15 protein-coding genes are annotated in these 12,345 nt (G+C 71.4%); 14 read left to right on the top strand and 1 reads right to left on the bottom strand.

Annotated elements, in window-relative coordinates:
* Window positions 1-48 precede the first annotated feature (48 nt).
* From HZU84_RS19440 to HZU84_RS19375, 14 genes are all read left to right on the top strand, one after another.
* A complete protein-coding gene (locus tag HZU84_RS19440; RefSeq protein WP_180693100.1) occupies window positions 49-354 on the top strand; it encodes an ABC transporter ATP-binding protein in 306 nt (101 codons plus the stop codon).
* A gap of 8 nt (window positions 355-362) precedes the next feature.
* Window positions 363-1,079: a heme exporter protein CcmB gene (locus tag HZU84_RS19435; protein ID WP_149505540.1), complete on the top strand. Its 717-nt coding sequence runs from the start codon at window positions 363-365 to the stop codon at window positions 1,077-1,079.
* 25 nt (window positions 1,080-1,104) lie between these two features.
* Window positions 1,105-1,911 (top strand): heme ABC transporter permease CcmC, encoded by an 807-nt coding sequence (gene ccmC / locus HZU84_RS19430; RefSeq protein WP_435531871.1) that lies wholly within the window; start codon window positions 1,105-1,107, stop codon window positions 1,909-1,911.
* The gene (locus HZU84_RS19425) at window positions 1,908-2,117 is read left to right on the top strand and encodes a hypothetical protein (protein ID WP_149505541.1); all 210 of its coding nucleotides are present in this window, start codon (window positions 1,908-1,910) and stop codon (window positions 2,115-2,117) included. The genes ccmC and HZU84_RS19425 overlap by 4 nt, the downstream gene beginning before the upstream one ends.
* Window positions 2,114-2,551: a cytochrome c maturation protein CcmE gene (gene ccmE / locus HZU84_RS19420; RefSeq protein WP_149505542.1), complete on the top strand. Its 438-nt coding sequence runs from the start codon at window positions 2,114-2,116 to the stop codon at window positions 2,549-2,551. The genes HZU84_RS19425 and ccmE overlap by 4 nt, the downstream gene beginning before the upstream one ends.
* Window positions 2,548-4,548, top strand: a complete 2,001-nt coding sequence (locus tag HZU84_RS19415; protein ID WP_149505543.1) for a heme lyase CcmF/NrfE family subunit — start codon at window positions 2,548-2,550, stop codon at window positions 4,546-4,548. Before ccmE ends, HZU84_RS19415 begins: the two co-directional genes overlap by 4 nt.
* The gene (locus tag HZU84_RS19410) at window positions 4,545-5,123 is read left to right on the top strand and encodes a DsbE family thiol:disulfide interchange protein (protein ID WP_244954577.1); all 579 of its coding nucleotides are present in this window, start codon (window positions 4,545-4,547) and stop codon (window positions 5,121-5,123) included. Before HZU84_RS19415 ends, HZU84_RS19410 begins: the two co-directional genes overlap by 4 nt.
* Complete coding sequence (locus tag HZU84_RS21040; RefSeq protein ID WP_251676664.1) at window positions 5,120-5,524, top strand: cytochrome c-type biogenesis protein; 405 nt, start codon at window positions 5,120-5,122, stop codon at window positions 5,522-5,524. Before HZU84_RS19410 ends, HZU84_RS21040 begins: the two co-directional genes overlap by 4 nt.
* A 5-nt stretch (window positions 5,525-5,529) precedes the next feature.
* Window positions 5,530-6,243: a tetratricopeptide repeat protein gene (locus HZU84_RS19400; protein ID WP_420821138.1), complete on the top strand. Its 714-nt coding sequence runs from the start codon at window positions 5,530-5,532 to the stop codon at window positions 6,241-6,243.
* A complete protein-coding gene (locus tag HZU84_RS19395) occupies window positions 6,240-6,587 on the top strand; it encodes a 4Fe-4S dicluster domain-containing protein (RefSeq protein WP_149505545.1) in 348 nt (115 codons plus the stop codon). The genes HZU84_RS19400 and HZU84_RS19395 overlap by 4 nt, the downstream gene beginning before the upstream one ends.
* Window positions 6,577-7,164 (top strand): nitroreductase family protein, encoded by a 588-nt coding sequence (locus HZU84_RS19390; protein ID WP_244954578.1) that lies wholly within the window; start codon window positions 6,577-6,579, stop codon window positions 7,162-7,164. The genes HZU84_RS19395 and HZU84_RS19390 overlap by 11 nt, the downstream gene beginning before the upstream one ends.
* Window positions 7,165-7,394: 230 nt before the next feature.
* Window positions 7,395-8,546, top strand: coding sequence for a ParA family protein (locus HZU84_RS19385; protein ID WP_180693099.1), 1,152 nt, complete (start codon window positions 7,395-7,397; stop codon window positions 8,544-8,546).
* Window positions 8,543-9,481 (top strand): ParB/RepB/Spo0J family partition protein, encoded by a 939-nt coding sequence (locus HZU84_RS19380; protein ID WP_149505546.1) that lies wholly within the window; start codon window positions 8,543-8,545, stop codon window positions 9,479-9,481. The genes HZU84_RS19385 and HZU84_RS19380 overlap by 4 nt, the downstream gene beginning before the upstream one ends.
* Window positions 9,482-9,542: 61 nt before the next feature.
* The gene (locus HZU84_RS19375; protein ID WP_149505547.1) at window positions 9,543-10,451 is read left to right on the top strand and encodes an allophanate hydrolase-related protein; all 909 of its coding nucleotides are present in this window, start codon (window positions 9,543-9,545) and stop codon (window positions 10,449-10,451) included.
* Window positions 10,452-10,774: 323 nt separating this feature from the next.
* Here HZU84_RS19375 and HZU84_RS19370 read toward each other — a convergent pair whose 3' ends face one another.
* Window positions 10,775-12,184, bottom strand: coding sequence for a hypothetical protein (locus HZU84_RS19370; RefSeq protein WP_149505548.1), 1,410 nt, complete (start codon window positions 12,182-12,184; stop codon window positions 10,775-10,777).
* Between the last annotated feature and the right edge of the window lie 161 nt (window positions 12,185-12,345).

The following is a 12,345-nucleotide window of genomic DNA, read 5'->3' as shown; positions in this document are numbered from 1 at the left end:
CGGCCGGTGCGGGCACGATCGTGCACTGCCGGTGGAACGAGCGGCTGCATGGCATCAGCCTGCAGGCGTGCTGCGGCTGAGCGCGGCCTCGCGCACCGTCTGGTGCACGAAGGCGAGCCGGTCCAGCGCCGGCGTCTGGCGCTGGCGCCGCTGCAGCTGGCCCCCCGGCCGCTGTGGCTGCTCGACGAGCCCTTCGACGCGCTCGACCGCGCCGCCTGCGAGCGGCTGGCCGTGCGTGCGCAGGCCCATCTGGCCGCGGGCGGCGCGCTGCTGCTGAGCTCGCACGGCGCGCTGCCCGAGGGCTTTCCGGCCTGCGAGCCCTTCGATCTGGCCCCGCCCGGAGGCCGGGCATGAGGCCGGGCATGACGCCAGACCGTCCGGCGCAGGGCGGCTGGTCGCGCCCGCTGCGCGCCACCGTGCGCCGCGAGCTGCGCCTGGCGCTGCGCCAGCCCGCCGAGCTGCTCTGGCATGCGGGCTTCTTCGTGATGGTGGCGGCGCTGTTTCCGCTGTCGCTGCAGCCGGAGGGCGCCACGCTGCGCCTGCTCGGGCCGGGCGTGCTGTGGGTGGCGGCGCTGCTGGCGGTGCTGCTGGCCTGCGGGCGGCTCTTCCACGACGACCTGCGCGGCGGCTGGATCGACCAGTGCGTGCTGGCCGGCACCGACGACGGCCCGCCTCTGGCGCTGCTGGTAGGCGCACGCATGGCGGTGCAGTGGCTGCTCGCGGCCGGGCCGGTGCTGCTGGCCGCGCCGCTGGTGGCGCTGCAGTTCGGGCTAGGCGGTGCGGCGCTGCCGGTGCTGCTGGGCTCGCTGGCCCTGGGCAGCGCGGTGCTGGTGGCGGTGGCCGGCGTGGCCGCGGCGCTGACCGCCGGGCTGCGCGGCGCGGCGCTGCTGGCGATGCTGATGGTGCTGCCGCTGGCGGTGCCGGCGCTGGTGTTCGGAACGATGGCGGTACATGCCGCCCAGGCCGGCCGCCCGTTCGCGGCCGAGCTGCAGCTGCTCGGCGCGATGCTGGCGATGGCGATGCTGGCCTGCCCGCCGCTGGGCGCGGCGGCGCTGCGCGCGGCCGCGGCCGAGGAATGAACGCCGCACGACAAGGACAGGAACGATGGACACGCGAATCTCTGCCCCGATGGCCCTGGCCCCGGCGCGCCGGCCCGGCCTGCGCTGGGCGCCGTGGATCTTCCACTTCGCCAGCCCGATGCGGCTGCATGCGCTGGCCGGCCGGCTGGTCGGGCCGCTGCGCGCGCTGGCCGCGCTGCTGCTGCTGCCGGGGCTGTGGCTGGGCTTCGTCGCCAGCCCGGCCGACGCGGTGCAGGGCGAGGGCTACCGGCTGATCTACCTGCATGTGCCGGCGGCCTGGATGAGCATGTTCGTCTACGCGCTGATGGCGCTGTGGGGCGGCGTCGGACTGGTCTGGAAGACCCGCAGCAGCTTCATGATGGCGCATGCGCTGGCGCCCTCGGGCGCGCTGATGGCGCTGCTCAGCCTGGTGACCGGCGCCTTCTGGGGCCAGCCGATGTGGGGCACCTGGTGGGTGTGGGACGCGCGGCTGGGCTCCTCGCTGCTGCTGTTCTTTCTCTATCTGGGCTATCTGGCGCTGCTGCAGGCGCACGAGGGCCGCGAGCGCGCCGACCGCGCCTGCGCGGTGCTCGCGCTGCTGGGCGTGCTGAACCTGCCGGTCATCTACTTCTCGGTTCAGTGGTGGAACACGCTGCACCAGGGCGCGACGATCGCGCCGGGCAAGGCGGCGATGGCGCCGTCGATGCTGGCGGCGCTGCTGCTGATGTGCGCAGCCGCCTGGGCATGGACCGCAGCCAGCGCCTTCGCCCGGGTGCGGCTGATCATCGCCGAGCGCCAGGCGCAGGCGCGCTGGCTGCAGGCCGAGCAGGACGCGGCGGGAGAACACGCATGAACGACACGATCTGGGGCGGGCTGCTCGCCGCGCTGCGGCCGTGGTGGCCGGACTGGGCGGCCTTCGTCGCGATGGGCCGCCACGGCGACGTGGTCTGGCCGGCGGTGGCGATCTGCGCCGCGACCCTGGCGCTGGAGCAGATCGCGCTGGCGCGACGCGCCGGCCGCCAGCGCCCTGACATGAACGCCGCCGAGGAGCTCCGATGAAACCCCGCCACCGCCGTCTCGCGCTGGTCGCCGCCGGGCTGACGCTGGCCTCGGCCGGTGTCACGCTGGCGCTCGGCGCCTTCCGCAGCAATCTGGTCTTCTTCGTCACGCCGACGCAGATCGCCGCCGGCCAGGCCGAGCGCGGCGCACTGCTGCGCGTGGGTGGACTGGTTCAGCCCGGCTCGATCGCACGCGATGCCGCCGCCGAGGGCCTGAAGGTGCGCTTCGTGCTCGCCGACGGCCCGCATACGCTGCCGGTGGTCTTCGAGGGCGTGCTGCCCGACCTGTTCTCCGCCGGCCGCGGCGCGATCGCGCAGGGTCGCATCGACGCCTCAGGCACGCTGGTGGCCACCGAGGTGCTGGCCAAGCACGACGAGAACTACATGCCGCCGGGCGTGCACGCGCCGGACGCCGGCCAGGCAGGCGCACGATGACCGGCGAGATCGGTCACCTGCTGCTGATGCTGGCCACGGTCGCCGCGGCGGTGCAGATGCTCGCCGGGCTGCAGCCGCGGCCGCTGCCCCGGCTGGCCGCCACCGCGCTGGGCTGGCAGCTCATCGGTCTGGTCGGCGCGCTGGCCGCGCTGGGCCTGGCCTTTCACGACAACGACTTCTCGCTGGCCTATGTCGCCGCGCACGGCCACACGACGATGCCGCGCCTGTACGCGGTCTCGGCGGTCTGGGGCGGTCACGAGGGCTCGATGCTGCTGTGGTGCGCCATCCTGGCGCTGTGGAGCGTGCTGGCCGGCTGGCAGCTCGGCGCCCCGGGCGATGAGGCTGCGCGGGCCCATGCGGTGCGCACGCTGGGGGTGCTGGGCGCGGTGTCGCTGGCGATGTGCGGCTATGTACTGCTGACCTCCAACCCCTTCGTGCGACTGCTGCCGGCAGCCCCGGAAGGCCGCGGACTCAATCCGATGCTGCAGGATCCCGGTCTGGTGCTGCACCCGCCGCTGCTCTATCTGGGCTATGTCGGCACCGCGCTGCCCTTCGCCGCCACGCTGGCCGCGCTGGCCTGGGGCGAGCCCGCCGGCCTGGCGCGGCGGCTGCGTCCGTTCACCGCCGCGGCGCTGGCCTTCCTGTCGCTGGGCATCGCGCTGGGCTCCTGGTGGGCCTACTACGAGCTGGGCTGGGGCGGCTGGTGGTTCTGGGATCCGGTCGAGAACGCCTCGCTGATGCCCTGGCTGGTGCTGGCGACGCTGCTGCATCTGCAGGCCGCGCAGGACCTGCGTGGCCGCTTCGTGCAGGCCGCCGCCTGGCTGTCGATCGGCGGCTTCGTGCTGGCTCTGCTGGGCATCTTCCTGGTGCGCTCCGGCGTGCTGACATCGGTGCACGCGTTTGCGTCCGATCCGCGCCGCGGCAGCACCCTGCTGGCCCTGATCGCGCTGACGCTGGCGGTGTCGCTGCCGCTGGGCTTCCAGGGCATGGACCGGCTCGGCGGCGCACGGACCGGCGGCCGGACGGAAGAAGGCGCACGCTCGCCACTGTCGCGCGAGGGCGCGCTGGCCGCTGGCGCGCTGCTGCTGCTGGTGGCCTGCGCCAGCGTGCTGCTGGGCACGCTCTATCCGCTGGCGGTCGACGCGCTCGGCCTGGGCAAGCTGTCGGTGGGCGCGCCCTACTTCGACGCGGTGATGGCGCCGCTGCTGCTGCCGGCGCTGCTGTTGATGATTCCGGCCACAAGACTGCGCTGGGGCCGAGACGAGGGCCCGGCGCTGTGGCGCCGGCTGCGCCCGGTGGTGCTGGTGATGGGCCCGGCAGCGGTGGCGCTGCCGCTGCTGCTCGAGGCCGGCTTCGCGCGGATCAGCTGGGGCGCCGCGCTGACGCTGTGGCTGGCCACCGGCCTGCTGATCGCGACGCTGCAGACCCTGCACGAGCGCTGCGGCGGCCGCTGGCTGCGACTTGAGGCCAGCGGCGCCGGCATGGGGCTGGCGCACCTGGGCGTGGCGCTGTTCGCCTGCGGCGTGGCGATGGTCAACGCCTACGGCATCGAGCGCGACGTGCGTCTGGCGCCGGGCCAGAGCCATCGCATCGCCGGCTGCAGCCTGCAGTTCGAGGCCAGCGGCACCGCCAGCGGCCCGAACTACCGCGCGCTGACCGCGCGCTTCATTCTGGACTGCCCCGAACGGACGCCCGTGGTGCTGAACGCCGAGAAACGCGCCTACGATGGCTCGGCCATGCCGATGACAGAGTCGGCGATCGACTGGGGCCTGACCCGCGACATCTATGTCGCGCTGGGCGAGCAGGTCGGCAGCGGTGCGCAGGCCGCCTGGGGTCTGCGGGTGCAGTACCGGCCCTTCATCCGCTGGATCTGGATCGGCGTGGCGCTGATGGGTGCTGGCGCACTGCTGGCCGCGGCCTCGCGTCGGCTGCACCGGCACCGGGCGACCGCCCGCCATGCCGCACCTGCCCGAGCCCTTGAGGAGAGAACTGCATGAACGCCCCCCTTGCCGGCCCTCGCCCGGCCCGCCCTCGTCTGCTGCCCTGGCTGGCCGGCCTCGGCGCGCTCGCGCTGCTGGGCGTTCTGGCCATCGGCCTGACCCGCGATCCGCACGAGCTGCCCTCGACCCGCATCGGCAAGCCCTGGCCGGCGGTGACGCTGCCGGTGCTGGGCGACGCGGCGGCCGCGCCGGTCGGCCCGGCCCAGTGGCGCGGGCGCGCACGCATCGTCAACCTCTGGGCTTCCTGGTGCGGCACCTGCCGCGAGGAACATCCGGCGCTGATGTCGCTGGCGGCGACGCTGCGCGCGCAGGGCCGCGCCGACCAGCTCGTCGGCCTGAACTACAAGGACCGCGCCGCCGATGCCGGCGACTGGCTGGCGCGGCTGGGCGATCCGTTCTCGATGTCGCTGGTCGATGCCGACGGCCGCATGGCGATCGAGCTGGGCGTCTACGGCGCGCCCGAGACCTTCGTGATCGACGCGCAGGGCGTGATCCTGCACCGCCACGTCGGCGCACTGACGCCCGAGATCATCGCGCGCGAGCTGCTGCCGCGGCTAGGGATCGGCTCGTGAGCGCGCGTCGCACCTGCGCCGCGCTGCTGCTGGGGCTGGCGGCGGCGCTGGGCGCCGGCCGGGCTGGCGCGGCCACGCCGCCGTCCGACGTCGATGCCGACCGCATGCACGCGCTGACCGCCGAGCTGCGCTGCCTGGTCTGCCAGAACGAGTCGCTGGCCGACTCGAACGCGCCACTGGCGCTCGACCTCAAGCGCGAGATCGCGCAGCGCGTCGCCGCCGGCGACAGCGATGCGCAGATCATCGAGTTCCTGGTCGAGCGCTACGGCGACTTCGTCACCTACCGGCCGCCGCTGCGCGCCGGCACGCTGCTGCTGTGGCTGGGCCCGCCGGCGCTGCTGCTCGGCGGCGGCCTGCTGCTGTGGCGGCGGCTGCGCGATCCGCAGGGAGCCGCCTCGTGAGCGCGATGCTGCTGCCCGACTGGCTGCTGCCCTTCCTGGGCGTGGCGACCGTGCTGGCTGCGCTGTTCGGCGCCAGCCTGGTGGCGGCCGGCGACCCAGCCCACCCGGAGGCACCGCGCCGCCGCGCCTGGCAGGCACTCGCACCCGGCCTGGGCGCGCCGCTGGCCCTGCTTGCGCTCTATGTCGCGCTCGGCCACCCGGTGGCGCTCGATCCGGCCCGGCGTGCGCCCGACAGCGCCGACGCGGTCGAGTCGATGGTCGAGCGCCTGGCCGCGCGGCTCGAGCGCGATGGCGGCGACGTCGACGGCTGGCTGATGCTGGCGCGCTCGCTGAAGGTCACCGGCCGCCACCGCGAGGCCGCCGCGGCCTACGAGAAGGCCGCGACACGCGCGGTGCAGGACCCGGAGCTGCTGGCCGACTGGATCGAGGCCCGCATCCTCGCCGACGACCACCACTTCGATGTCCGCTCACGCGAGCTGCTGGCGCAGGCGATGGCCCTGGCGCCGGAGCATCCGGCGGTGCTGATGATGCGGGTGCTGGCCGCGCTCGACCGGGGCGACGCGACCGCGGCCCGCCAGGGCCTGAAGCGGCTGTCGGCGCAGTACGCACCCGGCAGCGCCGACCGCCAGGCGCTCGACGAGGCGCTGCGCCGGCTCGACGCCGGCGAGGATCCGCGCGCAGCACCGCGTGACGCCCGAACCCGCCAGGACATCCGATGATCCCCGACCGCCCCGACACCCGCCGAGGTTTCCTGCGTCGCCTGGCCGATCCGGGTCGGCGCCGGCCCGAGCCTTCAGGACCGCCAGCGGCACCGCTGCAGCTTCACATTGGCTCGACCTGCCTGATGCACCAACGCATCGAATGTCGCCTGTGCGCGGAAGCCTGCGACACCCGTGCGGTGAGGGTCGTGCCCGCGCTGGGCGGCATCATGCAGCTGCGCCTGGATCTGTCGGCCTGCACCGGTTGCGGCGACTGCCTTGCCGGCTGCCCGGTGGGCGCGGCCACACTGGCTCCGCTCTCCTCCATCGACACCCCCCTGCACCGAGACCCCCGTGACCGATGACACCACCCTGATCGACATGTGCGACGCCCTGATCCACACCCGCCAGCACATCGGCCCGAAGCATCTGGAGGCGCCCGGGCCGGACGAGGCCGAACTGGATGCGCTGTTTGCCGCCGCAGCCGCCGCGCCCGATCACCATCAGCTGCGCCCATGGCGCTTCCTGGTGCTGGGCGAGGCGGCACGCCAGCGCCTGTCCGAGGTCTTCGTCGAGGCGCTGCGCCAGCGCGATCCGCAGGCGCTGCCCGATCAGCTCGAGGATGCGCGGATCAAGGCCTTTCGCGGACCGGTGCTGATCATGGCGATCGTCGACCTGCGGGCCGACGATCCGGAGGTGCCGGCCTTCGAGCGGGTGTTCTCGCTGGGCTGCGCGGTGCAGAACCTGCTGCTGGCAGCGCGGGCACGCGGCTTCGGCAGCGGTCTGTCGAGCGGGCGGGCGCTGCATGTGCCGCTGATGCACCAGGCCTTCGGCCTGGCCGAGGGCGAGCAGCCGGTGTGCTTCATCAGCCTGGGCACGCCGCAGCGCAGCCGGCCGATCCGGCCGCGCCCGGCGGTGGCGGAGTTCGTGCAGCGAATCTGAGGCACCTGGGCGTGCAGGCCTCGTCCTCGCGCGGGGCCGGAAGCCAGAGCGCAATCGCATTGCCGTTAGTATTCTTGATTGCCAAAAATCGGCCGAAGCCATTTCTCAATCAGATTTCATTGTTAGGCAAAAACATTGATTCACATGATTCACCTACCAATGAACATTGCATTCAGCAAAGCGATCATCTACATTCCAGCCCATCGTCCCTTCCCAAGATCCGACGGGCCATGACTCTGCGATCCACCTTCGCCCAGGCCGACAGCCTGCTCTACCGGCTGCGTGCCGCCGGCACGCTGCTCGGCGTCACCGACAACACGCTGCGCGGCTATGCCGACCATGCCGGCATCGCGGTGCGCCGCGCCTCCGACCTGACGCCGGGGGCACCGGCGGTGCGGGTGTTCGAGCCTGACACCCTGTTCCGGCTGGCGCAGTGGCGCCGCGCGCAGAACTATGTGAAGGCGCCGGCCGCCGGCAGCGGCCCGGTCGTCGTCACCGTCGACGTCATCAAGGGCGGCACCGGCAAGACCACCACCAGCGTCGAGACCGCGCTGCATCTGCAGCTGCTGGGCCTGCGGGTGCTGCTGGTCGACCTGGACGTGCAGGCCAATGCCACCCAGCTGATGGGCTACGAGCCCGACCTGACGCTCGACGAGGCCGAGGCCTACGGCGTGGCGCCGGCGGCGATCGTGCAGGACACCTTCGCCTCGGTGCTGATGCCCTTCCTGGAGGGGCGCCAGCGCAACCAGCCGGTGCGCACCCTGCCCGCGGGCGTGATCAAGAAGCCCTTCGGCGAGCACGGGCCGCACCTGATCCCGGCCGACACCTTCCTGGGCGACATCGAGCCGGCGCTGGCCAATGCCAAGGGCCAGCGCGAGCTCTACCTGCGCCAGCTGATCGCCGCCTCGCTGGCCGGCGCCACGCCGGGGCTGGACCTGTCGGTCTACGACGTGATCGTCTTCGACTGCCCGCCCAGCGTCAGCTTCACCAGCACCGCCGCGATCGCCGCGGCCGATCTGGTGATCGCGCCGATCCGGCTCGACGCCTTCAGCGTCAAGGGCCTGACCAAGCTGATGAGCGAGATCGACGGCCTGGACGCCGCCTACCATGTGCGCCCGGAGCTGATCATCCTGCCGACCCACTACGCACCGCAGCTCGCGCGCATCGGCCGGATGCAGACCCAGCTCAACCAGTACCGCGACCTGATCGCGCCCTGCGCGATCTCGGCCTCCGAGGAATTTCCGAAGTCGCTCGACAGCTACCTGCCGCTGACGCTGCAGAAGCCCACCTGCCATCCGTCGAAGGAATACCGCCTGTTCGCCGAGCATCTGCACGGCCGCATCCTGGCCCTGGCCGCCGCCCGCCGCCGCACCGCATCATGACCAAGCAGAGACTCATCCTCCCGAACGACGGCCGCCCGCCGATGCCGATGCCGGCCTTCTCGAACGCGCCCCGCTCGGTGGCGCCGGCCGGGCGCCGGCTGGTCCACCTGGCCGTCGACCTGATCGACGCCCACCCGCTGGCGCCGCGCGAGATCTACACCGAGCGCATGATCCGCGAGCGCGCCGACGACCTGCGGGCGCAGGGTCAGCATGATCCGATCCATGTGATCCCGAACCCGGACACGCCCGGGCGCTACCTCATCTGCGACGGCTGGACCCGGGTTCAGGCCTGCCGGGTGCACGGCGCGCTCGACACGCTGCTGGCCGAGATCCACGAGGGCCTGTCGCTGCGCGAGGCCGCCTGGTTCGGCTACGAGCAGAACGAGGGTCGAGAGCAGCAGTCCGACTACGACCGCGCGATGTTCCACGAGAAGCTGCTGGCCGACGGCGAGACCGCCGAGGAGCTGGCGCGCCGCGGCGGCTTCCACAAGTCGATGATGACCTTCCTGCGCGCCTACGCGAAGCTGCCGGCCGGCGTGCTCGACCTCGTGCGCGCGCATCCGCAGAAGTTCGGCTCGCGGGTCGCCTACGAGCTGCACCGGCTGCACGAGGCCTGCGGCGAGGCGGCGGCGCTGGAGCTGGCCACCGAGTTCGCGACCCACCCGGACGACCTGCCGGTGCGCTGGCTGCTCGACCGGGTGCGCGAGCTGCGTGCCCAGACCCGCGAGGCCGCCCCGGCCGAGAAAAAGGCCGCCCCCGCCTGGCCGGCGCACCAGGTCTACGACAGCGCCGAGGCGCGCGGCTACTACCGCCGCCGCGACGGCCGCATCCAGCTCTCGCTGCAGCTGGCGCCGCAGCACCGCGAGGCCTTCGCGCAGGGGCTGGAGCAGTTGCTGAAGACCCTGGGCGAGCCTGCGTCGGGCGATCCGGTTTGAACGTTCAAACCAGACCGCACCCGACCCGACCGCACAAGCCCGGTGCCTGCTCGCACCGGGCATGCCCATCCAGCGGCCCTGGCTGCGCAGGCATGGTGCGGTGATGAACCGGGTTCGCGGCGCCCGACCGCTGGCCGCCGATGCCTTCGCCGCGCAGTACCGGCTGAAAGCGCTGCAGCGCCAGGCCGCGCAGATCTGGCGTCAGGTCGACGCGCTGCTGACGCCCACCGCCCCAACCCACCCGACGATCGAGGCCATGCTGGCCGAGCCCATCGCGCGCAACAGCGAGCTGGGCCTGTACACCAACTTCATGAACCTGCTGGACTGGGCCGCGGTGGCGGTGCCGACCGGCTTCGTCACGCGACCCGGAGCCACCGCGCCGATGCCGCACGGCGTGACGCTGTGCGCGCCGGCCCACCAGGACGTGCCGCTGCTGCACCTGGCCCGCCGCTGGCAGGCCGCGCTGCAGGGCCGCGCCGCCACGCTGGGCGCCACCGGCCAGCCGCTGCCGGCCGCGCAGCCCATCACGCCGGCCGTGCCCTCAGGCCAGCTGCGCGTGGCCGTCTGCGGCGCCCACCTCGAAGGCCAGCCGCTCAACGGCCAGCTCACCAGCCGCGGCGCGCGCCTGATCACCCGCACCACCACCACGCCGGATCACCGCCTGTACGCGCTGCCGCCCATCGTCACGCCCGCCGGCCAGCGCCTGCTGCGGCCGGCGCTCGTCCACGCCCCGGGCGACCCGCTGGGCCGCGCGATCGAGGTCGAGGTGTGGGAGCTGCCGGCGCGGGAGTTCGGCAGCTTCGTCGCTGCGATTCCCGCGCCGCTGGGGATTGGCAAGACCCGGCTGGCGGACGGCAGCGTGGTGCCGGGCTTCATCTGCGAGGAGGGGGCACTGGCGGGCGCGACCGACATCACGGGGTACGGGGGGTGGCGGGCGTGGGTCGGGCGGCAGGCGCCAGTGGCTGGATGAGGTGTGGCGGCAAGGGGTGCATTGGAGCTTGGCATGCAAAAGGGTGGCCGCTTCAGACTGAATTCGGTCGCTCGCGGCTGATCCTGCCTAGCGGCAGCGTTGACCGTCAGCAGCCATTCAAGAACACCTGCATCGAATGGCCGCTGATCGGCCATCAGCGGTCACTCGACGGCATAGCAGCCAAGCTACACGCACAAGTGACTGCTAACAGATTTCGTAACGGGCAGTGACCGACGCACTGCAGCTTGCAGGTGCCGGAGTCTTCGGTAGCCGACTCCCGCCGGTCAATGCCCAAGGGCATAGCCTGTGAAGCGGTTGCTCCTTTAGTTGTTCTGTGTGTCCCAATGCGCACCGTCACGCATGGGAACGTGGCCGGGGATGAGAACTTGGCTCGGGATCAAGCCGTCGAGAGAAATCGGCAGGGAATCGGGCTGGAATTTTTGAACGGTTTCGTCAAGCTCCCAGAGCTTGTCGAGCGTCTGGTTGGCCTGAATCAAGTGCACGCGAACGGCCACCAACGGCTTGTCCGTCACGAACTCGGGCATTGATGCCATGACCTTCTCGGTGCGGCGCCGCTCGATATCGTGTCCTTCTAGGGTCTCTAAGCCGATGTGAACAACCGAAGCTGCCCCAGTCGGCAGTTGCTGGACCGCTTGGCTCAGCCGGTTCTTGACATCCCTGGCCTTTCGTTCGATCGACTCCTCGGCATCAAAGACGCGCGTCATCCCACACGCCCAGTCCATCGACTCAATGAACGTGCCGAGCACACCGGCCTCACACCCGTTGATCTCTGAGCGCTTGCTCGCCGAAAGCAATGTGACCTCCGAGTTAAGAGGTGCCCAATCGGCGCCCAGGAGCACTGAGAGCTGTGCGGATGGGTACTTGACTCTCCACCGGCTCAGGTGGTCATGAACTCGCCGATGGTTGATGGTCCGCGCCCGGATGGTGGCCTCAGCACTGTCGACCAGCACCTCTTCGCTACCCTTCAAGGGCAACTTTGCCTTGAACAGGTCGAGCAAGTACCCGGTGGGCAGTGACGACGCCTCGACGTGGAACTTTGCATCGAACCAGATCCACTGGCCATTTTCGGCAAGGAATGCCGATGCGGCGTCCCAGACGCGCAGGAACTCGTTGCGTTCCTTTTCTCCATATTCCGATCGACGAGACAACCGCTTGCACTCTACAAAAAGCTCGAAGTTGCCGTAGCTGACCTTCAGGTCCGGGCTCTTGGCTGGCGGAGCCTGCGGCAGCATCTCGACGTCGTAGCCCATCTCAGCGTAGGAGAGGGCTACCAGAATCTCGAAAATAACGCCGTCGGGGTCCGCCTTGTACTTGGTGACAAGTTCGCGCAGCTTCTCCTGAATGCCGGCAACTCGATCGGCGTACTGCCAGCGCGCGCCGAGCGAATGGATGAATGGCAGGGCGCGCGATGCCTGGCTCACGTCCACGCAGAGTGGATCGTCCAGAGCCTGCTCGCAGAGGAAGACGTACCACCCAATTTCGTCAGCTCGCACGCGGATTGATGCCGCAGTCGCCAAGTCGGGGCCATGCTGTCCGATGGGTTGCAGCGCCGCGAGGATGGCATCCCGCCTGGTCTGCCATTCCACGGGCTCGAACTGAGCCTGGATTGCCTCGAGGCCGCGCCTAAGGATGGCGTCTCCGACGGGGTCGCGCGGGCCCAGCGAATCCACGAGCGCGCGCTTGTTGCGCTCGATGGCCTCCTTGGTCCGCACGGCAAGCGTGCCTCGCAGCTTTGCTTCACCCATAAGAGCGGCTAACAAAACACAGTCGTCGCCATCGCTGTCTGAATCGTTGAAGGCTGATGAAAGACAAGGAAGTCAGCGCTGCGCTGTGGGAGAAGTTGGAGCCGTTGCTGCCTGAGGCGCCGCCGCGC

The organism is Sphaerotilus sulfidivorans, assembly GCF_013426975.1.
Taxonomy (GTDB): Bacteria; Pseudomonadota; Gammaproteobacteria; order Burkholderiales; family Burkholderiaceae_C; genus Sphaerotilus; species Sphaerotilus sulfidivorans.
The sequence above is the reverse complement of the archived record's forward strand: the minus strand, read 5'-3'. Positions and strand labels throughout refer to the sequence as shown.

Excerpts from the sequence above, each read along its gene's own strand:
- HZU84_RS19440 (WP_180693100.1), top strand. The coding sequence starts at position 49 with ATGGCATCAGCCTGCAGGCGTGCTGCGGCTGAGCGCGGCCTCGCGCAC.
- HZU84_RS19435 (WP_149505540.1), top strand. The coding sequence starts at position 363 with ATGACGCCAGACCGTCCGGCGCAGGGCGGCTGGTCGCGCCCGCTGCGC.
- ccmC (WP_435531871.1), top strand. The coding sequence starts at position 1,105 with ATGGACACGCGAATCTCTGCCCCGATGGCCCTGGCCCCGGCGCGCCGG.
- HZU84_RS19425 (WP_149505541.1), top strand. The coding sequence starts at position 1,908 with ATGAACGACACGATCTGGGGCGGGCTGCTCGCCGCGCTGCGGCCGTGG.
- ccmE (WP_149505542.1), top strand. The coding sequence starts at position 2,114 with ATGAAACCCCGCCACCGCCGTCTCGCGCTGGTCGCCGCCGGGCTGACG.
- HZU84_RS19415 (WP_149505543.1), top strand. The coding sequence starts at position 2,548 with ATGACCGGCGAGATCGGTCACCTGCTGCTGATGCTGGCCACGGTCGCC.
- HZU84_RS19410 (WP_244954577.1), top strand. The coding sequence starts at position 4,545 with ATGAACGCCCCCCTTGCCGGCCCTCGCCCGGCCCGCCCTCGTCTGCTG.
- HZU84_RS19400 (WP_420821138.1), top strand. The coding sequence starts at position 5,530 with ATGCTGCTGCCCGACTGGCTGCTGCCCTTCCTGGGCGTGGCGACCGTG.
- HZU84_RS19395 (WP_149505545.1), top strand. The coding sequence starts at position 6,240 with ATGATCCCCGACCGCCCCGACACCCGCCGAGGTTTCCTGCGTCGCCTG.
- HZU84_RS19385 (WP_180693099.1), top strand. The coding sequence starts at position 7,395 with ATGACTCTGCGATCCACCTTCGCCCAGGCCGACAGCCTGCTCTACCGG.
- HZU84_RS19380 (WP_149505546.1), top strand. The coding sequence starts at position 8,543 with ATGACCAAGCAGAGACTCATCCTCCCGAACGACGGCCGCCCGCCGATG.
- HZU84_RS19375 (WP_149505547.1), top strand. The coding sequence starts at position 9,543 with ATGCCCATCCAGCGGCCCTGGCTGCGCAGGCATGGTGCGGTGATGAAC.